This window comes from Rhodococcus sp. MurmanLake-1 (genome assembly GCF_056945715.1).
Genome location: NZ_JBWZNF010000001.1, coordinates 182,802 through 201,186, shown reverse-complemented (window position 1 = coordinate 201,186; position 18,385 = coordinate 182,802). Strand labels below are relative to the sequence as shown.

The 18,385-nt window shown below is 61.8% G+C and carries 17 protein-coding genes; 9 read left to right on the top strand and 8 right to left on the bottom strand.

Features of this window, described 5'->3' with window-relative positions; translation table 11 throughout:
* Window positions 1–2: 2 nt before the first annotated feature.
* From AC2ETI_RS00830 to AC2ETI_RS00820, 3 genes are read right to left on the bottom strand one after another with little or no spacing between them, the layout of a single operon-like run.
* The gene (locus tag AC2ETI_RS00830) at window positions 3–854 is read right to left on the bottom strand and encodes an ABC transporter ATP-binding protein (RefSeq protein ID WP_020907760.1); all 852 of its coding nucleotides are present in this window, start codon (window positions 852–854) and stop codon (window positions 3–5) included.
* Window positions 851–1,942: a FecCD family ABC transporter permease gene (locus tag AC2ETI_RS00825; RefSeq protein ID WP_019748452.1), complete on the bottom strand. Its 1,092-nt coding sequence runs from the start codon at window positions 1,940–1,942 to the stop codon at window positions 851–853. Before AC2ETI_RS00825 ends, AC2ETI_RS00830 begins: the two co-directional genes overlap by 4 nt.
* Window positions 1,939–3,399, bottom strand: coding sequence for a FecCD family ABC transporter permease (locus AC2ETI_RS00820; RefSeq protein ID WP_483633667.1), 1,461 nt, complete (start codon window positions 3,397–3,399; stop codon window positions 1,939–1,941). The genes AC2ETI_RS00825 and AC2ETI_RS00820 overlap by 4 nt, the downstream gene beginning before the upstream one ends.
* Before the next feature lie 202 nt (window positions 3,400–3,601).
* Here AC2ETI_RS00820 and AC2ETI_RS00815 point away from each other — a divergent pair, with 202 nt between their 5' ends.
* A complete protein-coding gene (locus AC2ETI_RS00815; RefSeq protein WP_483633454.1) occupies window positions 3,602–4,384 on the top strand; it encodes a hypothetical protein in 783 nt (260 codons plus the stop codon).
* A gap of 236 nt (window positions 4,385–4,620) precedes the next feature.
* Window positions 4,621–5,049 (top strand): PaaI family thioesterase, encoded by a 429-nt coding sequence (locus AC2ETI_RS00810; protein ID WP_020969625.1) that lies wholly within the window; start codon window positions 4,621–4,623, stop codon window positions 5,047–5,049.
* 87 nt (window positions 5,050–5,136) lie between these two features.
* On the opposite strand, the gene AC2ETI_RS00805 is transcribed toward AC2ETI_RS00810, so the two are convergent.
* A complete protein-coding gene (locus tag AC2ETI_RS00805) occupies window positions 5,137–6,552 on the bottom strand; it encodes an NAD(P)/FAD-dependent oxidoreductase (protein ID WP_019748456.1) in 1,416 nt (471 codons plus the stop codon).
* A gap of 410 nt (window positions 6,553–6,962) precedes the next feature.
* On the opposite strand from AC2ETI_RS00805, the gene AC2ETI_RS00800 reads away from it, so the two are divergent.
* Entirely contained in the window at window positions 6,963–7,760 is a 798-nt protein-coding gene (locus AC2ETI_RS00800; protein WP_483633453.1) for an ArsR/SmtB family transcription factor, read from the top strand.
* A gap of 421 nt (window positions 7,761–8,181) precedes the next feature.
* Here AC2ETI_RS00800 and AC2ETI_RS00795 read toward each other — a convergent pair whose 3' ends face one another.
* Complete coding sequence (locus tag AC2ETI_RS00795; protein WP_029255360.1) at window positions 8,182–8,484, bottom strand: hypothetical protein; 303 nt, start codon at window positions 8,482–8,484, stop codon at window positions 8,182–8,184.
* 58 nt (window positions 8,485–8,542) lie between these two features.
* Between AC2ETI_RS00795 and AC2ETI_RS00790 the strand changes: the two genes are divergently transcribed.
* From AC2ETI_RS00790 to galE, 5 genes are all read left to right on the top strand, one after another.
* Window positions 8,543–10,630, top strand: coding sequence for a glycosyltransferase (locus tag AC2ETI_RS00790; RefSeq protein ID WP_483633452.1), 2,088 nt, complete (start codon window positions 8,543–8,545; stop codon window positions 10,628–10,630).
* 61 nt (window positions 10,631–10,691) lie between these two features.
* Window positions 10,692–10,964 carry a PqqD family protein gene (locus tag AC2ETI_RS00785; RefSeq protein ID WP_020969628.1) on the top strand — a complete coding sequence of 91 codons (273 nt, stop codon included), beginning with the start codon at window positions 10,692–10,694 and terminating at the stop codon, window positions 10,962–10,964.
* Window positions 10,965–11,028: 64 nt separating this feature from the next.
* A complete protein-coding gene (locus tag AC2ETI_RS00780) occupies window positions 11,029–11,850 on the top strand; it encodes a hypothetical protein (protein ID WP_483633451.1) in 822 nt (273 codons plus the stop codon).
* On the top strand, window positions 11,829–12,959 hold the full coding sequence (locus AC2ETI_RS00775) for a nucleotidyltransferase family protein (RefSeq protein ID WP_483633450.1): 1,131 nt from the start codon (window positions 11,829–11,831) through the stop codon (window positions 12,957–12,959). Before AC2ETI_RS00780 ends, AC2ETI_RS00775 begins: the two co-directional genes overlap by 22 nt.
* Window positions 12,956–13,954: a UDP-glucose 4-epimerase GalE gene (galE, locus tag AC2ETI_RS00770; RefSeq protein WP_483633449.1), complete on the top strand. Its 999-nt coding sequence runs from the start codon at window positions 12,956–12,958 to the stop codon at window positions 13,952–13,954. Before AC2ETI_RS00775 ends, galE begins: the two co-directional genes overlap by 4 nt.
* 7 nt (window positions 13,955–13,961) lie before the next feature.
* Here galE and AC2ETI_RS00765 read toward each other — a convergent pair whose 3' ends face one another.
* Entirely contained in the window at window positions 13,962–14,945 is a 984-nt protein-coding gene (locus tag AC2ETI_RS00765) for a hypothetical protein (RefSeq protein WP_483633448.1), read from the bottom strand.
* Between the two features lie 488 nt (window positions 14,946–15,433).
* Between AC2ETI_RS00765 and AC2ETI_RS00760 the strand changes: the two genes are divergently transcribed.
* A complete protein-coding gene (locus AC2ETI_RS00760) occupies window positions 15,434–16,567 on the top strand; it encodes a GGDEF domain-containing protein (protein WP_483633447.1) in 1,134 nt (377 codons plus the stop codon).
* Here AC2ETI_RS00760 and AC2ETI_RS00755 read toward each other — a convergent pair.
* On the bottom strand, window positions 16,556–17,029 hold the full coding sequence (locus AC2ETI_RS00755; RefSeq protein WP_019748468.1) for a DUF5709 domain-containing protein: 474 nt from the start codon (window positions 17,027–17,029) through the stop codon (window positions 16,556–16,558). The two genes, AC2ETI_RS00760 and AC2ETI_RS00755, sit on opposite strands and share 12 nt — an antisense overlap.
* Window positions 17,030–17,102: 73 nt before the next feature.
* Window positions 17,103–18,278 carry a lipase family protein gene (locus tag AC2ETI_RS00750; RefSeq protein WP_021344275.1) on the bottom strand — a complete coding sequence of 392 codons (1,176 nt, stop codon included), beginning with the start codon at window positions 18,276–18,278 and terminating at the stop codon, window positions 17,103–17,105.
* Between the last annotated feature and the right edge of the window lie 107 nt (window positions 18,279–18,385).

The window sequence follows — 18,385 nt, the reverse complement described above, 5'->3', positions numbered from 1 at the left end:
CGTCACGCAGGCTTTGCCGGCCCGCCGACGGCACCGAACACGTGCCGGGTTCCGATCGGAACGATCAGCGGCCGATCCGAGACGGGATCGTCGATGACCGCAGCTTCGAGACCGAACACCTCGAGCAGAAGTTCCGCGGAAATGATGTCCTTGGGGACACCAGAAGCGACGACGGCGCCGTCGCGCATCACGATCAGATGATCGCTGTATCTGACCGCGAGATTGAGGTCGTGCAGAACCATCACCACGGTGCGCCCCATTTCCTCGTGGAGTTGATCCACCAGGTCGAGGACTTCCATCGAGTGCGCGAGGTCCAGATAGGTAGTCGGTTCGTCGAGAAGCAGGATGTCGGTTCCCTGGGCGAGAGCCATCGAGATCCAGGCTCGCTGACGCTGACCGCCGGACAATTGATCGACGGGCCGATCGGCGAGATCCGAGACACCGGTCAGCTCGAGCGCTTCGGCGACCTCGCCCTCGTCGTCCGCGGACCACTGCCTGATCCACGACTGGTGCGGGTGGCGCCCACGTGAGACCAAATCGGCGACGGTGAGCCCTTCCGGCGCAACAGGAGTCTGGGGGAGCATTCCGAGCACCCGCGCGACTTCCTTGGTCTTCATCGAACTGATCGCCTTGCCGTCGAGGATGACCGATCCACCCTTTGGCTTGAGCAGACGACCGAGCGCGCGCAAGAGCGTCGACTTGCCGCAACCGTTGGGTCCGATGACCGTCGTGATCACGCCGGTGGGGATCTCGAGATCGAGTCCGTCGACGATGATGCGATCCCCGTACCCGAGCGTCAGATTCTGCGCGACGAGACGCGAAGGAGCATCGGTGGACTGGGCGATGGTGGTCATGCTGTGACCTTCCGATTGTTACGAACCAACAGGTAGAGCAGGAACGGGCCGCCCAGTGCGGAAGTCACGATTCCGACGGGGAGTTCCACAGGCAGAATTGTTCGAGCGATGACGTCGCTGCCTACCACCAGTACAGCACCGGTCAGCGCGGAAGCCACGATGGGCGGGCCGGCGGAGCGCACCAGACGCATGGCGACCTGTGGCGCAGCCAGGGCGACAAAGCCGACCGGACCTGCTGCTGCGGTCGCGATGGCGGCCAGTGCCACGGCGGAAAGCAACAACTTGGCCTGTGATGATTGCAAGCGAACACCGAGTGAGGTTGCGTTGTCGTCGCCCAACCGCAGCGCTCCCATGGTGAACGATGCGATCACCGCGTAGCCGCCGACTACTGCGACGGCGATTGCGACCGGCCACATCTGATTCCAGGTGGCACCGTTGAGTGAACCGTTGAGCCACACCTGTGCGCGAGAAGCGTCGTTGATGTCCGCCGAGATGAGGAGCCATCCCGTCGCTGCCACCAGCATGGCGTTGATGCCGATACCGATCAGGATGAGGCGGAACCCCTCGACGCCCTTGCGCCACGCCAAGGCGTAGATCACCACTGCTGTCAGTAGGCCGCCGCAGAGCGCAGCCAACGGAATCCCCAGTGTGGCAAGCAGTCCCACGAACGAGCCACCCCCGCCGAGTACGATGAGTGCCACTGCGGCGGCACTCGATCCAGCCGTGATTCCGAGGATGTCGGGGCTGGCGAGGGCATTGCGCGCAATCGTCTGGGTGACCGCACCGGCAATGCCGAGTGCCATACCGATGAAGAGCGCGGTGAGCGACCGAGGAAGTCGAAGGTCGAAGACGATCAGGTTCTGTGTCTTGCTGCCATTGCCGAGCAGGACCGAAATGACATCGGGGATCGAGATCGGATAGTCGCCCCGCCCGATGTTGATGCAAAGCAGAAGGAACAGCGCAACTGCGAGGGCAATGCTCACCGACACCGCGAGTGGGCGGTAGACCAGCGAGAATCCACCGAGGCGGATCGACTTACGTGAGGGGACGGTCCGGGGGAGTACCCGGAGTTCCTGCTTGAGCGTCACAGACTTGCCAACTTCCTGCGGCGTACGAGAGCGATGAAGAACGGAGCGCCGAACAGGGCCAAGATGATGCCGACCTGCAACTCACCAGGGCGCACGACCACGCGGCCGATGATGTCCGCGGTGATCAACATGACCGCGCCGAGTAAGCCCGCGTACGGGACCAGCCAGCGGTAGTCGGGTCCGGTGATGGCCCGGGCCACGTGAGGGACCACCAAACCGATGAACGCGATCGGACCACACGCCGCGGTGGCGGCGCCGGTCAGCAGGGTGATCGCGACGATGCCGAGTGTGCGACTGAACGCGATGTTCGTTCCCAAGGCTTTTGCGACGTCTTCACCCAAGCTGAGGACGTTGAGCCCCGGCGTACTTGCCAAGGCGATGACCAATCCGAGTATCAGGAAAGGCAGGACCTGCCAGAGGACGTCGAACCCGCGACCGGACACCGACCCGACAACCCAGAAACGGTAGGCGTCCAGGCTCGTCTGGTCGAGGATTATCACGGCGTTGGTCATGGCTTGCAGGAAGAACGCGACGGCCGCGCCCGCCAGAGCCAGACTCAGAGGACTTGCGCCGCCGTTTCCGATGGAAGACAAGCCGAAAACGACGATGCTGGCGACGAAGGATCCTGCGAACGCGAACCAGAGGTACTGACTCGGCGCCGTAAAGCCGAAGAGGTAGATCGCCATGACCACGAAGAACGCCGCGCCTGCGTTGAGGCCGAGTAGACCGGCATCCGCCAACGGGTTGCGCGTGTGTCCCTGAATCAAGGCACCGGCGATACCGAGTGCAATTCCGACAACAAAACCCAAAATCGTTCGTGGGGCGCGCAACGTCCGCACGATGATGTCCGTTTGAGTTCCGTCCGAATTGAAGAGCGCGTGGAAGATCTCGGCGAACGTCAGTGGACGAGCACCCACCGCGATACTCGCGAGCATCACAAGCGCGAGCAGCACGGTGAGGACCGCGAGTCCGATCAGGCGGCGCCGGCGAGTTGCACCGACACTGTTGTCGCGTGCGAGTTCTTCGAAGCCCTCGTCGCGGGCCGTGCTTTCTCGGACCACCTCGATGCCGCTTCGGTCGAACGGTCTGCGCAGAGCCCGGCGGACACCGATGGGCTGTTTGGTGGTCGCGTCACGCGTGACCAGGCCAACCCATCCCTTCCCCGAGGTCCGACCGGTGACCCCCTCACGGAATCCGAGGTTCCACACAAGCAGACCGACGGCGATCGCTATTGCTGTCCCGCCGAAGACTGCTCGATCGGCCTCGCCGCCACCGTTGTCGTCACGGAGCGACTGGACGATGTACCAGCCGACGATCAACGGAAGTAGGAACACCGCCGCGTCGAAAAGTCCAGCCAGGACACGCATTCGGACAGGAGCGGGGCCGCGCGGCACGATGCGCCGTCCGTACGTCTCGCTGGGTCCTCGGGGATGTCCGTTCCCGAGAGATTTGATCATCGTCACTGGCGGTTCGAGCTCCTGGTCTTGGTGCGCAGGGAATTCGCATCTTAGGTTACGGAACCCTATGCGGGTGCGCTTCCTGCGGGGGACGTTCCTGTGAATATGCGGTGCCCAGCGTCACAGTTCTTTACTCTTGAATTATGGTGAGGCTAACCTACATTAAGAACCACAAGACAACTTCGGCCGATTGGAGTGCACGGTGACCATCACCTTGACCACCCAGCATGCGGATGTTCGTGAATTCGAACTCCGGTCGAACGCATTGAGCCGCACCAGCGTTCGCCTACGAGCACTCAACCCTGACTATCCGCGCGTCTACGCGGTTGCCGCCATGGCGGGCGAAGGTAAACGGCGTTGGTGGCAACTGAGCGAGGGCCTGTGCGGGGATCGGGTGCATCAGATGTTCGCCCGTTCACTTCAAGATCTCGACAGCGCCGAAGCTGCGGCGATCCAGGTTGCCACGTCACTTATTCATGCCGTGGTCGGCAGGGTGGCCGCGTCGATCGTCTCCGAGGGGTCCGCATGGGACCCGGGGCTCGAGAACCTGTTCATCCACATGGACAGCGACGGCGGGATCGACTGGGCCGGCGTGGTCGACGAAACGCTGCGCGTTGCGCCCAACGGACGGGAGTCCGGCAGTGACGGCGTCGTCGACATGCCATGTGAAGAAGCGCTCCTTGTCTGGACCGCGCACCGTTGCCTGACTTCACTCCGAGCGATCTATGACGCCGTCGCCAGGTGTGCGCCCGTCGACCAGTTCAGATTCTGGGGCCTGGTAGGGGAGTCGATCCTGGGTGCAGCGGCCTACGTCCCCATCTTGGCCGGTGAGGGCGAATTGGCCGCTCAGCGTCGAGGGCAGGGACTGCTGGACGCCTTTGTCGCCGCCGGGCTGCCGGTTCGTGCGCGCCGCAAGGTCTCGCTACGCCCTCGTTGGAACCAGTTCGACGAAAGGCTTGCTAAATTAGGTCAGCCTTGCCTATGATTGTGGAACACCTCGCAGAGAGCTACACGACGCGAGAGTGACGAAACTGCCGGACCGCGCCGGAGTCCTGAGGGCTGCAGAGACTCCCGGTCCTTCCCACGGCGGGTTTCCCATCGAATGATGGGAAACCCGCCGGTTCTTTTTCCAGACCTGATTCCAAGCTCGAGTTACCTCTCGTGTAATCAGGTAGGGAGTGGCAGCCACACCGGCGCCAGAGAATCACAGATGGAGATGGCATGGTCGACACTGCTGAGACCGCAGAGATGATGAAACGGCTCGGGACGGGCTTCGACGCCACCATCGGCCTGGAATACACCGAACTGAGCCCAGACCGTGTGAGGGCGCAATGGACGGTCAAGCCCACGCTGCACCAGCCCGCCGGGATACAGCACGGGGGTGTGTACTGCTCGGTGGTGGAGTCTCTCGCCAGCGTCGGCGGCACCGTGTGGCTGGGCGAGCGAGGACACGTAGTCGGAGTCAACAACAACACCGACTTCCTGCGCGCAACGCGGGAGGGCACTCTCACCGCTGAAGCCACCCCGATTCATCGCGGACGCACCCAGCAACTCTGGGAAGTTCGCATCACCGACGAGAACGGCCGACTCGTTTCCAAGGGGCAGGTTCGCCTCGCGAACATCACCGAGGTGGCGAAGATCGGAAACTGACCACGCGGCAGTCGATCAAATGACGAAGGGCGGCTGTGGAGTTGAACTCCACAGCCGCCCTTCGTTATTCGCCCAGGTGCTGATCGATCAGCCGGCGGCCTTCTGCTGCTTGCCGGCAGCCTTCTTGGCTTCGCCATTCGAAGTGCTGCCGGACTCCGTCGCTTCCTTGTTCTTCTTCTCCAACTCGCCCATCGCGTTTCGCGCGAAGACCTGCTGCTCGGTGGACGCCATCTGAGCACGGCCACGCCCGAAGAACGTCACTGCCCACGACAAGAGCGTCGAGGCGCGTGAACGGAATCCGACGAGGTACAGGAGGTGAATTGCCAACCAGGCAACCCACCCGATGAAGCCGCTGATCTCGAGCTTGCCCACCTTGGCTACCGCGCTGAAGCGCGAGATCGTCGCCATACTGCCCTTGTCGAAGTACTTGAACGGAACTCGTTCCGACGGGGACTTTCCATCCAGTGACGCTTTGATCTGTTTGGCCGCATACTTGCCGCCCTGCATGGCGACCTGAGCCAGTCCTGGAAGCTTGTCGAGCGACATCATGTCGCCGATGACAAAGACGTTGGGGTGTCCGGGAAGCGACAGGTCAGGATTGACCATCACTCGGCCGGCGCGGTCGGTTTCTCCGCCGCTTTGCTCTGCAAGCTGCTTGCCGAGGGGGCTGGCCTGCACGCCGGCGGACCAGACCTTGCACTGTGACTCGATGCGGCGAAGCGTGCCGTCCTTTTCCTTGATGATCAGACCGTCGTTGTCGACGTCGGTGACCATTGCGTCGAGCTGGATCTCGACGCCGAGCTTCTCGAGCGTCTCGGCAGCCTTGCGGCTGAGCTTCCCGCCATACACGGGCAACACGGCAGGGGCGCCGTCGAGGAGCACGACGCGCGCTTCACGAGGATCGATCTTGCGGAAGGCGCCGTCCAGCGTTCGACGGGAAAGCTCGGCGATCTGCCCGGCCAACTCCACCCCGGTGGGGCCGGCGCCGACCACGACGAAGGTGAGCAAGCGCGCGCGCTCGGCGGGATCGTCCGACAGTTCGGCCTGTTCGAAGGCCCCGAGGATTCGTCCGCGCAGTTCGAGGGCGTCGTCGATCGTTTTCATTCCGGGGGCGAACTCCGCGAACTGATCGTTGCCGAAGTACGACTGACCGGCACCTGCCGCCACGATCAGACTGTCGAACGGCGTAACCGTGACGCGTTCGAGCAGACGCGAGGTCACGGTCTGATTCTCGAGATCAATGGTCTCGACCTCACCGAGCAGCACCTGGGCGTTCTTCTGCTTGCGCAGCACCAGTCTCGTGGCGGGAGCGATGTCACCGACCGAGAGGATGCCGGTCGCAACCTGATAGAGGAGCGGCTGAAACAGATGGTGGGTTGTACGCGCGATCATCGTGATGTCGGCATCGGCTTTTTTGAGAGCCTGAGTGCCGAACAATCCTCCGAAGCCGGAACCGATCACCACTACGCGGTGGCGGTGCGGTTCAACCGACTGGATGCTCATTCCGTACTCCTCGAGTTCTAGGCGACAGTCCTACGGTAGTCCCACCGCGGCCGAGCTTCTCTGCGAGCAGTCCGACGCGCGCCGGTGTGTCCGAATCGATCAAGCAGCCTCCGGCGGCGATCACCCCGAGACGCGTGTCATCCTCGCGCCGGGGGTGTTCACCACTTTGTCGAGGTGTCAGCTACTGGCGGACCGACAAAATGAACAGTGCGATGCACCCGCCGACGAAAACCAGGATCGACAGAGCCACCGAGGCATACCCGACACCCACTCCAATTGCTGCCCAGTCCATGTGCTCAACCTCTCTTACGGTGTGATCCGGGATTCAGATCACATCTGCCTGAAGACATCACACCCTATTTATCCCTACTTCCGAAACCCGGCACGCCCAACCATTGACATGCAAGCAAATGCTTGCATATCGTGAAGTTGTGAACGACCGGATGAATGCAGCCTTCAAAGCACTTGCCGATCCCACGCGAAGACTTCTGCTGGACCGCCTGTTCGTAGCCAACGGGCAGTCGCTCGGTGAGCTGTGCGGGAGCCTCGACATGAGTCGCCAAGCTGTCACGCAACACCTCACGGCGCTCGAGGATGCAAATCTGATCAGCACGGTGCGGCAGGGGAGAACGAAACTTCACTATCTCAATCCCGTTGCGCTCGAGGAGATTCGAGAGCGATGGATCAACAAGTTCGAGGTACCGCGCCTGCATGCGCTCAGTGCCGTCAAAAAACTCGCGGAGGAAGCCATGACCGACAAGCCCAGTTTTGTATATGTCACCTACATCGCCAGTACGGCCGAGAACGTCTGGAAAGCACTCACGGACGCGGGGGCCACTGCAGAGTATTGGGGACACAGCAACGTCTCCGACTGGCAGCCGGGATCGACGTGGGAGCACCGCCGGATCGACGGTTCGAACATCGCGGATGTAGTCGGCACCGTAGTCGAAAGCAGCGCACCGTCCAGGTTGGTCACCACCTGGGCTGATCCGAACGGCGAACCGGGCGTCGATATCTCGCGGGTGAGTTTCGACATCGAAGCCTTCGGCGCGATCGTGCGATTGACCGTCAAGCACACCGATTTGGCAGACGAATCGGCTCGCATGGAGGTAGCGGGCGGATGGTCGGCGGTGCTGTCGAATCTGAAGTCCTACCTCGAGACCGGAAATACTCTTCCGGTGGCGCCGTGGGAGATGCCGGTCGGTTGACGGTTGTCGACCGGGACAAACGAGTCCCCTGAACAGGAGGAGATCGCCGTACTTCTGTCCGAACAGGCGGCGCAGTCCGGACTCAAATTCGCATACCCGTCAAATATCGGCGCGTTCAGTCTGTAAAGTTGCCGGAAGGATGCTAGCGTTTTGCCCGACATCGAGTGAGGACGACCTCGTCTCGGACGCATGGGAGAAACGCTATGGGCGGCGACGCTTTTCAGAATGTTCCGGTTGATCGACGCAAGTTCGTCAAGACAGTTCTAGCGGCCTCGGCGGTAACTGTTCCGGTCGTGACGTCGATCAGCCTCGGTGGTGCGGCACCGGCCTTCGCGGCCGGTGACACGCCGAACCTCTCCGGAGTTCCTACTCGTGGCCAGCAGAATCCGAATCAACCAGGCGGCGAGCAACCAGGCGGGAATCAGCCCGGTGGTAATACTCCGGGAGGGAACCAGCCGGGCGGAAACGAGCCGGGCAACCCCGGATCGTCGGGAAGTTCGGGATCGTCGGGAAGTTCGGGTAGTTCCGGGAGTTCGGGATCGTCTGGAAGTTCCACAGGTTCCGGATCAACCGGTAGCTCGTCAGGCTCGGGTGGAACGACGACCGCCAAGCCCACCGGGCCGACGGAGCCGACAGAGCCGACCGTCCCAACTGTCCCAACTGTGCCGACCACTCGCACCGAGCCGACGTTCCCAACCAGCCCGACCAAGCCGACAGATCCCACGGAACCTGCGTAACCGACGTAATCGATACAACGCCACGGGTTCCCAGGGAGCACACCGATGCCCGAGTTCGACGACGCCCTGCACCGCGCTCTGAAGAGGCTTCAGAGCGCGGTGCCAGTACAGGTGAAAGAAACTCCGCCGCACGGAGAATCTGCCGACCTCACCATTGCAATCGCGACCTACGACGATTTCGACGGCGCATACTTCACGATCCACTCGATCCTGGTCCATCATCGCGAGATTCTGGACAGAGTCGAATTCGTCTTGTTGGACAACAACCCCGAGGGGTTGCCGGCGCCGATGCTCGAATCGTTTGCCGGTTACATCGATCGGTTCCGCTACATCCCGTTCACCGACGTTCGATCGACTGCGGTGCGGGACGTCCTGTTCCGCAAGGCCACCGGAAAGTATGTCCTGGTCCTCGACTCCCACGTGATCCTGGCACCGGGATCGTTGTCGGCGTTGCTGGCGTATTTCGATGCAAATCCGGAAACTGACGATCTGATCCAGGGACCGATGCTCTCCCAGGATTCCTCGCACATCGCGGCCACCCACATGGACCCCAAGTGGCGCAACGGAATGTTCGGCTCCTGGGGAGTTGATCCGCGAGCGAAGCAACACCCGGACGTGCCTTTCGAGATCATCATGCAGGGCCTCGGCTCATTTGCCTGCAGGCGTGAGGCATGGCCGGGATTGAACTCGCACTTCACCGGATTCGGCGGTGAGGAGGGATACATCCACGAGAAGTTCCGGATCAACGGCGGAAAGGTCGTCTGCCTTCCGACATTTGGTTGGCACCATCGATTCGAGCGCCCGGCGGGTGTCCCGTATCGAATAAACTGGGAAGATCGCGTTCACAATTACCTGCTCGGTTGGAATGAGGTCGGATGGGATCTCGACTCACTCCATCGTCAGTTCTCCAGGTACCTCGGTGATTCGTATCCCGAGATTCGTCGCCGTGCCGAACTGAGCGTCCAGCGACCCGAGTTGGTCTTCGGCGGGGTGATCGTTCTCAGCGACGACGGCCGAGTAGCTCCGTGGCGTTCATGCCTGGCGGAGGCCGAGTCGATCGAACTGACCGTTCACCGTGCCATTCCGGCGGAGGACGACGGTCCGGATGGGTGGAGGACGGCCTCAGCGTTCGTCGCCGGACTCGACAAGGCGATTCTGCTGGGCTGGAAGTCGGTGGTCTTCCTGGACGAGGCTCGCGTGATCGAACCCGCGGTTATGTACAAGCTGCGGAACATAACAGACGACCTCCCCGCCGAAGCCGATGCGGCCGTCATCCACGCACACGGCGAAGACCTGGTCGGGGCTGCACTGATTGTTCGCGCCGCGGCATACCGAACCTTGCGAGACGAACTCTCTCGGAGCATGGACGGACCCGTGCGGTCCGACTTTTCACTGGCGACCTATCTGCTCGAGCGGGGCGCAGTCGACGTTGTGCTCGATCGCCCACTGTCGCCTGCCCGAGTAGGGGGAGAACCCACCCCGGCTGTCGAGGATTCGAAGTCGGACCTCGGTGTTGTCGTCGTGAATCTTGACCTCGATATCGACAGATGGAAGGCGTCCTGGCATCGATTCATTCGCTTACCGCGCGTAACAGCGGTGGAGAGAGAATCAGCTTTCGAGGACGTGATGAATCAGGAAGCGGCCTTTGCCGTCTCGTGGCGTCGCGCGGTTTCTCGGGCGACCGAGAAGAGCTGGGATTCGGTCCTCATTGCAGCTGACGACGTGAGTTTGCTGGATGCGGCTGCGTCGATCCTGGACCACGCACGTGAAGACCTCGATCACCGCGATTGGGATGTCGTCCAACTCGGACACGACGCGAAATCGGCCGACGGAGCGCTGATCGACGGTTCGGCGCTCTTGCGCACCAGTCCGGAGAACCGTGCAGTTCACGCCGTCCTCGTTCATTCGCGCGCCTTCGAACGAATTCTGGACGCGATTGCGGATCCGGAGGTAGACCCCGAAGCATTCGAAAAATGGGCGGGCCACTACCAAACTTTGGGCAACTACCTGGTGGATGCGAACGCCGGGGGAGCGCTCACGTGTCTGACGCTCGCACCCGGCATCGCCTCCACACGCAGCCTGATTCGTTCGGGCGCAATCGAATCCGAATACTCACGACGCTTCTCGCTCTGACACCACCGCAAACGCAAATAGCCCAACACGAATATCGGACTGGTTGGAACAAGGAGATATCTTGACGGAACTACTCGAAGACGCGAGGCCTCAGCGCTCACAGACGGTGGAGAGCAATGATCTCACCGACGGTGTCGTGCTGTACGACAGTTCCAGCGAGGTTGCCCACCACCTCAACCCCGTCGCGACTTTGGTGTGGGAACTGTGTGACGGCCGGACCGTCAGTGACATCGTCCAGGCGGTGTCGGAGGTACTCGAGATCCCTGACCATGACGCGGAGTCGGTGGTCAGCGAGACCTATGGACAGCTGAGCGCCTCGCGTCTGCTGGTGTGAGAATCCCGTGACAGGCAGCCACGTACCACAATTCCGAACGCACTACCTATGGGTTGATGCGATCGTGCGCGGCCCTGCCATACCCGAACTCGGTGTCATCGAGCATCGAATTGCCAGCCCCTGGCCTGCGGACCACAACATCGAAGTTCGGATTCAGCGGAATCGATCGACGTTCGGTCGCTGGGACGCCACCATCGACTCGACCATCGGAGGCAGAAAGGAACCGCTGATCGGTCTCGACGGACTCCACCTCGCGGAGAACGTTTACCGCACTGTGCACCGGGATGTCATGACGTCCGCAGATACCGAACTGTGGACACGCCTGCATGCCGCTCTGGTCGACTGCAACGGTGTGAGAGTGGCGATCGCCGGGCACTCCGGGGCGGGTAAAACCACCTTGGCGCTTGCCCTTGCCTTACGGGGTGCACAACTGCGAGCTGACGAAGGGGCCTTCATTCGCGGTACCGAAGCGGTGGGCTTGCCGCGCCGGGTCCATCTGAAAGCCGGTACGTTCGACGTTCTCCCGGACATCAAGGCGCACGATTCGCTGTATCTCCCGTATACCCCTTCGGTGTGGGCACTGGACCCGTCGACATTGCCCGCGACTCCCAACGTCGATTCGGCGGTTCGCGGAATCGATCTGGTGCTGATTCTCGATAAATGGGACGGGGGTCCTACTCGTGTCGCGCCGATGCCCGCACCCCAGGCGATACAGTCGCTGGCCGAGCAATCCGCTCTGTGGTCCGACAATCACGGACTGACCCTGAGAAACATCGCTGCCCTGCTCTCGAATGCCCCGTGCTACAGAATGATCCGGCACCACGGCGACACCGGCGCCGACACCGTGGAGGAACTGGTGGCGTCATGCGTGACACCCGGTACCTGATTTCCATGTTGGAACCCGAGCGCGGGGCCGACGTCATCCGTTCGTGTTCGCAGCAAGATTGGCCGCGAGTCATCGACGCCGCTGCCAGGCACAAGGTGCTGCCGCTGCTGGCCGCCCGCGCAGTCGATGCCGGCTTCGCATCGGTCCTGCCGGCGAGTTTCGCCGAAATGCTGTCGGAATCCGCAGCTAGCGCGTCGAGTCCGGAATTGACGCTGAGCCTTGTCCATCACCGAAACGCGCTTCGTATCGCGGACCTCGATGCGCAGCGCGTAGAACTGCAAGAGTTGTTACACAGCAGCGGATTTCCGACTGTCGCGCTGAAAGGTGCTGCTCTTCTCGAGCGAAGAATCTGGCCGAACCCGGCGGCACGACGGATGACGGACATCGACCTCTTGGTCGTAGATCCCGCACACGCCGTTCCAGCCAACGACGCGATCATCGACTTCGGCTATCGAATGGTTCGCCCGGACGAGGTGGCAGGGGATTCCATCGATCACGACGATCATCAGGAACCAGCGCTCCTTCGCGACGACCGTCACGGCTCCGTCGAAATCCATTCACACTTGCTTCCGCGGTTCGCCCGTCACGCGTTGACCCGCGAGTCCGCGGTCCGAGGACTCAGCTCGGAGACCGAAGGATCCAGACTTGCCCTTGCCGATGTCACGCTTCATGTCATCGCTCACGCGCGGCTTGCCGATCGCGCCTTGATTCGCGCTGATCTGGCGTTGAACAGCGTCTTCGACGTGGGGTACCTGTTCGACTCCGAGCCGTCACTCCCGGCGATGCTCGCGCGACGCCGATTGCCGCGCGATGTCCGTCGCGCGGTGAACGTCCACTGGGCTGCGGTGGAATCGATTTTCGGAGTGAATACCGGGGTGACGACCACCTCGGCGCGTTGGTGGTGGCAATGCACGCTGTGGTTGGCCGATCGCCCACGTCTGCACTCGCTCTACCGCGATCTGGTCATGGTGCCGCTCTTTCTCGACCGTGATCGGCTTTCCATCCGGGACGGGCGCGACCTACGTGGATGGGACTTGGCACGCTCACGCGTATCCCACTTCGTCCGTCGTGCGAGGGCTGCCGTCGAAGATGCCGGGGGAGCAGCGTGAAAGTACTGATCACCGGCGGAGCGGGATTCATCGGAAGCACCGTGGCGTCGAAGTGCGTCGACGCCGGGATCGATGTCGTGATTCTCGACAACCTGCTGACCGGCCGTGCCGAATTTGCGCACAGATTCCCGTTCTACTGCGGCGACATCGCGGACGAGAAACTGCTCGACAGGATATTCGCAGATCATCCCGATATCGTTGCCACAGTTCACTGTGCGGCCTTGATCGTGGTCGGAGATTCCGTGAGTAGCCCGGCGCGGTACTACGAGAACAACGTATCCAAGTCACTGACACTGGTATCGAGTGTCCTTCGGAACGGCTGTGAGCGCTTCTTGTTCAGTTCCTCTGCCGCGGTGTACGCGCCGAGCGACGGTGGGTGTGTCGACGAACATTGGCGGATCGCACCGCAGAGTCCCTACGCGCACAGCAAGGCTCAGTTCGAAACGATGCTTGACGACATCGTGGCGGCCACAGGATTATCGGCAATATCTCTACGCTACTTCAACCCTGTCGGGGCAGATCCGGAATTGCGAAGCGGACCAGCGTCGGCGCGCCCGACCCACGCACTCGGAAAGCTGTTCGAATCATATTCGACAGGAACGCCTTTCAGGGTTACGGGGACGGATTGGCCGACGCGCGACGGATCGGGAGTGCGTGACTACGTTCATGTCTGGGACCTTGCAGACGCTCATGTTCGAGCACTCGAAAGGTTCGACCGGGTCACCGCTGATTCATCACGCATGACTGTGGTCAACTTGGGCAGCGGGCGGGGGACGACGGTGTGGGAATTGGTACACACATTCGAGAAAGTGCTCGGCGAAGACGTCGACGTGGTCGCTGCCGACCGACGCACCGGTGACACTGCCGGCGCCTATGCGTCGAACGATCGTGCGTTACGACTACTCGGGTGGGTTCCGACGTTCACCTTGGAACAGGGGATCGAGGACACTGCACGGTGGCTGGCCGTACGGGCGCACCTGCTGAATTCGGTGTAGCTGAACGTCAGCTTGGTGGCTCGCCCTCGACGGTGATGTTGTTGCTTCGTAGCCAGAATGCGGCGTCCGGATCCCACCCGGCGAGCACGGTGGCCCCCGAGTTGGCCGACAACGGGATCGCGATGCCTGGCGTGGTCAGATAAGCCATCAAGGTCAGGTGGACGGCGTCGTAATCTGCGGCGACCGAAACCCAGTCCGGAATGAACCAGTCACGGTATTCACCGGTCGTGTCGTACCAAACGAAGCGACGTGAAGCGGGCACTGGCAGGGGATAGGTATCGACCAGATTCGCCCAGTCCTGCGGACCGGTGATCTCGTAGATGCGGGGCGCGCCGTAGATCCTTACCGGCTGCACCCGCGCCTCGTTCGAGGAGCTGTCTTCTTCGAGAAACACCCCGAGGGCCCCGATACCGTCGCGGGCCCTGGTTGTTTCGGTTGTGCCGTTGGCAAAAGGGGTAGACCACCATTCGCCTCCGATGTTACGGTCCGGATCTTCGATCTGGTATTCCAGAAACCGGCGTTCGGTATCGAGTGCCTCATCGCGCCACTGTTCGAGGCCGTCCTTCGTGGGGTAAATCCGCAGGGGTAGGCCCGACCAGCCGTAAATGGGGTTTCGCTTTTCAACCAGATTCTGGTTCAGGCGGTCGATCGGCTCGGTCCACCATGCGGTGTGTGGCGAGTCGAGGAGTGCTCCGGCAATCGGTCGCAGCGCCGCTGCGACATCCGGCCGGACGAAGATCAGGTCTTCTTCGTCCGGCGGCTCCCAGTAGCGTGCGCAATCTACGGCATACGCAAGACAGTGCAGAATCTCGAGTTCGGACATCTCGGTGATTGCCCGGATATCAACAGCGCCGAGAACTTCGAGCGCATGTTCCGGCGATTGAGGCCAGTGTCCACCGGAGTTGCTTGCGCTGGCGCGGCACGCGTGCCCGACGTTCGCACAGAAGCGACGGCCACGTGGTGAACCGAGGATGAGTGCAACGAAATCCATGTGAGCAAAGCTAGCGGACAGGCTGACGGGGGACGTCCGAATACCCATTACTTGACATAATGTAGATTATCGGCAAATTGTCGACCTGGCGATATCGGCTCATGATCCGTTTCCTGCGTCGTCGATCCGTAGATGTATCTGTCGACCATTCGCGTGCTTCCGCCCTGGACCGCTGGACGCATTGTGTGAGCTGATCATCTTGGCGTGCCCGTCGTCGGACAATCAATCGTCGATCGCCGTCCGACCCCGGCCGGCCACCGAGCAACCCTGCCGCTCAGGTGTCCAGGCCGCGCGGCAGGCCGCCTGACGCGGGTTGATGTTGATGGATGAGTCTCGCCCACTCCCAGCCACCCCGCCCCAATTCGTCACTGTGACGTATTGGGGACGACAGGCTGCCGAGCGGGTGCAGTTCCATTGTCATCGCCACGGACTACTATCGCCGCATGTGTTTTATTTCGACCGGCCGCTTCGAATGATCAGTGGCCGCGATGAGTGACACACCCAAGGTCGTGCACCGCTGGCTTGCAGTGCCAGACCAGTTCGACCGATTCACGCGATTCTTGCGCGACAACGGAATTCTGATGCCGACTCGGATAGGCATCGGCATATTGGTTTTCCTCCTGGGAGTCACGATTCTGCTGAAGCGACTGGGCACCCATTCGGTACAGACCATCGGATTTCCGTTGGACGTCGTCATCGCAGTGCTCGTGATGATCGGCGGAACAGCGCTGCCGTTCACTGCGACGACCCGGGAACGGTCGTACCTTTTTGTCATCGCGGGCGACCTCGCTGTTGCGGTGATCGTGCTGGCGGAGGCCGATCCGGATCAAAGGCTGCTGGGGTGCCTCGTCTTCGGACTCGTCGGCTCGTACATAGCGTTCTTTCACAATCTTCGAGCGCAGCTGTGGCACCTGCTGTTTTCCGGGGCGGTCATCGTTATCGCCAGCATTGGCGTGTTCACCGATGTACCTTCCGGCCTCTCAGACGTCCTGGGACGCATTGCCTTTGCCATCCCTGTCATCACCGTCATACCGGTGGTCACGCAGATTGCTCTGGCGCTCCTGAGCAACGACGCTCAAAGCTCCGAACTCGATCCGTTGACGGACCTGCTGAATCGGCGCGGACTCTCACGGCGGACTTCCGAACTCCTGCAAGCGAAATCCAGCCTCGACCAGTCCTTGCTGGTGGTGGTGATCGACATCGACAATTTCAAACACTTCAACGACACCTACGGTCACGACGTCGGCGACCGCGTCATCCTGCGCACGGCGTATCGACTCCACGACTGGGCCAGATCGGACGCAGCGATCGCTCGTATCGGCGGTGACGAGTTCGTCGTCGTTCAGATCATGCCGTTGCCGTACGTCGGCGACTTGCTCGCACGGATCGCCCCCATCATGAACTCCCCTACGGGCGAACCACTCTCGACGACAAGCATCGGCATAGCCATACACAACGGCGGCTGGCCAGACGTGCAAGCAGCAGAAAGTGGCGTTCACGATCTACATCGCCTAGCCGATTCGGCGATGTACGAAAGCAAGAGGATGGGTGGAAATCACGTCCACTCCATCGTTCTCACCGATCAACAGCCACAACAGTCAGGCGGTCGGTCAGTCGTCTGATTCTTCGATCAGATGCATCGCGGCTTCCTCCGCCGACGCTGCGCCGCCGTCGATTCCGACGTCTCCGGCAATGAGTTCGCTTTCCTCGTCCTCGTATCGGCCCTCGTCTTCGGCAACGAGACGCCCGACGCGGCGATTTCCGACTTCGTCACCGTTCGGGAATTCTTCTTCCCGTTCGAATTCGTCGGCATCTGCCGGATCCTTCAGGGGATCTCCCAGTGACGCGTACGGATCAGGTTCTTCCTCGGCCAGGCGCTCGTCGAGGGTCTCCCCCGCCGATTCTTCACTGCCGGTCAACCCGTGGGCGTCCAGGCCCAATGGGCGTTCCGGTGGTGAGATTCCCTCGTCGAGAATGTCGTCCACGCCTCGATCGATCAGGGTGTCTTCGGGTTGAAGCTGGTCGTCGGGATCGAGACTGTAATCGCCATTGCCGGCCGCGCCGGTGTCATCCGTGTCGCTCATACGATCAACGATGCCACGGGCACACCGAGTTGGCCATGTGCCGCGCCTGCTCGATACATCACTCCGGAGACATTCAGCACGAACGCGGGGCCGGCACTCCGTCGAACCGGTCCTGTAGGTACTCGAACGCGGTGGGCAGACCGAGGACCGCAGTGGTGAGGTGGTCCGGGCTGGGGAACAGCTGAGATTGAACCGTGGCTCCGGCGGCGCAGTACCGAGAAATCGTGTTCACCACCGAATCGATGGGGATAAGGACGTCGTCGGGGGTGTGCCATTCGAATACCGGGGCAGTCGGCACACCCGGGTAGAGTTCGACGCTGTTGTCGTCCATAACCTTTCGCACTTCGGGGCTGGACAACAGGGAAGTCGACGTCGACACCTGGGAAGCGCTGCGTCCTGCGCCAACTCTCAGGATGTCGTTGGTGCACGCGTTGGTGAGTTCGGTCCGCATCGACCGACCGAGGTCATTGAGTTGGTTGCTCAGCGGAAGGAGGTCGGGGTACTCGCGTTCGAGGCCCATTGCTGCGGCGAAGGCGAGGCCGAATGCCGGGTGCGGATCCTGTCCGAGGCCGTTGGCCATCTTGGACAGATTCATCGGAACGCCACCCTCGGCTACACCGACGAGGTTGACCTCGGGTGCGTAGCTCGGGGCCAGTGCGGCCGCCCACGCGGTGGCCATGCCGCCGCCGGAGTAACCGGCAATACCGACTGGGCTGGCGCCACTACGCAATTCGGGGATTTTCTGAACGGCGCGGATACCGTCGAGCGTGATCTGTCCGCCCAGGCGCGCGGCGCCGTAGGCGCTGTTGGGTCCGAGATGGTCAGGAAGGGCAATGGTCCATCCACGTTGAAGCGCGACGTTGAGGATGGGCGCTTCACGGATGACGATGTTGGGATCCGATGCGTAAAGCGCGCGAGATGGCGCACATCCCGTTCCGAGTGCGTTGACGATGTGCTGATAGGAGAGCAACGGGCCGTCTTGCGCTTGATTCGGCGGGACCAGGATCGTGCTGACCGCGGCGATCGGCTTGTTCTCGGAGTTCGTGGACCGATAACTGACCTGCCAGATCGCGACGCCGGGAAAGGTCATCAGGTCAGGGGCCCGGCGCACAGAGATCGGCGTGCCGGCGGTCCCCTCGGCCGCTGCTTGCGAATAGAACGGGTCCGGGTCCGGTGCCGGATATGCGGGATCTGCTTGTGCAGTCCACCCGGAGAGAAGTGCGGCAGTCAGTGCAGCAGCAGTCAGCATCGATCCGGTAAACACGCGTCTGGTTCGCAGTTTCAACGTTTTCCCCTCGTCCGGACCCACCCGGGGTCCATCACCCTGTGTGTTTCACTCATACCCATGTCGAACCT

Excerpts from the sequence above, each read along its gene's own strand:
- AC2ETI_RS00830 (WP_020907760.1), bottom strand. The coding sequence starts at position 854 with ATGACCACCATCGCCCAGTCCACCGATGCTCCTTCGCGTCTCGTCGCG.
- AC2ETI_RS00820 (WP_483633667.1), bottom strand. The coding sequence starts at position 3,399 with ATGATCAAATCTCTCGGGAACGGACATCCCCGAGGACCCAGCGAGACG.
- AC2ETI_RS00810 (WP_020969625.1), top strand. The coding sequence starts at position 4,621 with ATGGTCGACACTGCTGAGACCGCAGAGATGATGAAACGGCTCGGGACG.
- AC2ETI_RS00805 (WP_019748456.1), bottom strand. The coding sequence starts at position 6,552 with ATGAGCATCCAGTCGGTTGAACCGCACCGCCACCGCGTAGTGGTGATC.
- AC2ETI_RS00800 (WP_483633453.1), top strand. The coding sequence starts at position 6,963 with ATGCTTGCATATCGTGAAGTTGTGAACGACCGGATGAATGCAGCCTTC.
- AC2ETI_RS00790 (WP_483633452.1), top strand. The coding sequence starts at position 8,543 with ATGCCCGAGTTCGACGACGCCCTGCACCGCGCTCTGAAGAGGCTTCAG.
- AC2ETI_RS00775 (WP_483633450.1), top strand. The coding sequence starts at position 11,829 with ATGCGTGACACCCGGTACCTGATTTCCATGTTGGAACCCGAGCGCGGG.
- AC2ETI_RS00765 (WP_483633448.1), bottom strand. The coding sequence starts at position 14,945 with ATGGATTTCGTTGCACTCATCCTCGGTTCACCACGTGGCCGTCGCTTC.
- AC2ETI_RS00760 (WP_483633447.1), top strand. The coding sequence starts at position 15,434 with ATGAGTGACACACCCAAGGTCGTGCACCGCTGGCTTGCAGTGCCAGAC.
- AC2ETI_RS00755 (WP_019748468.1), bottom strand. The coding sequence starts at position 17,029 with ATGAGCGACACGGATGACACCGGCGCGGCCGGCAATGGCGATTACAGT.
- AC2ETI_RS00750 (WP_021344275.1), bottom strand. The coding sequence starts at position 18,278 with ATGCTGACTGCTGCTGCACTGACTGCCGCACTTCTCTCCGGGTGGACT.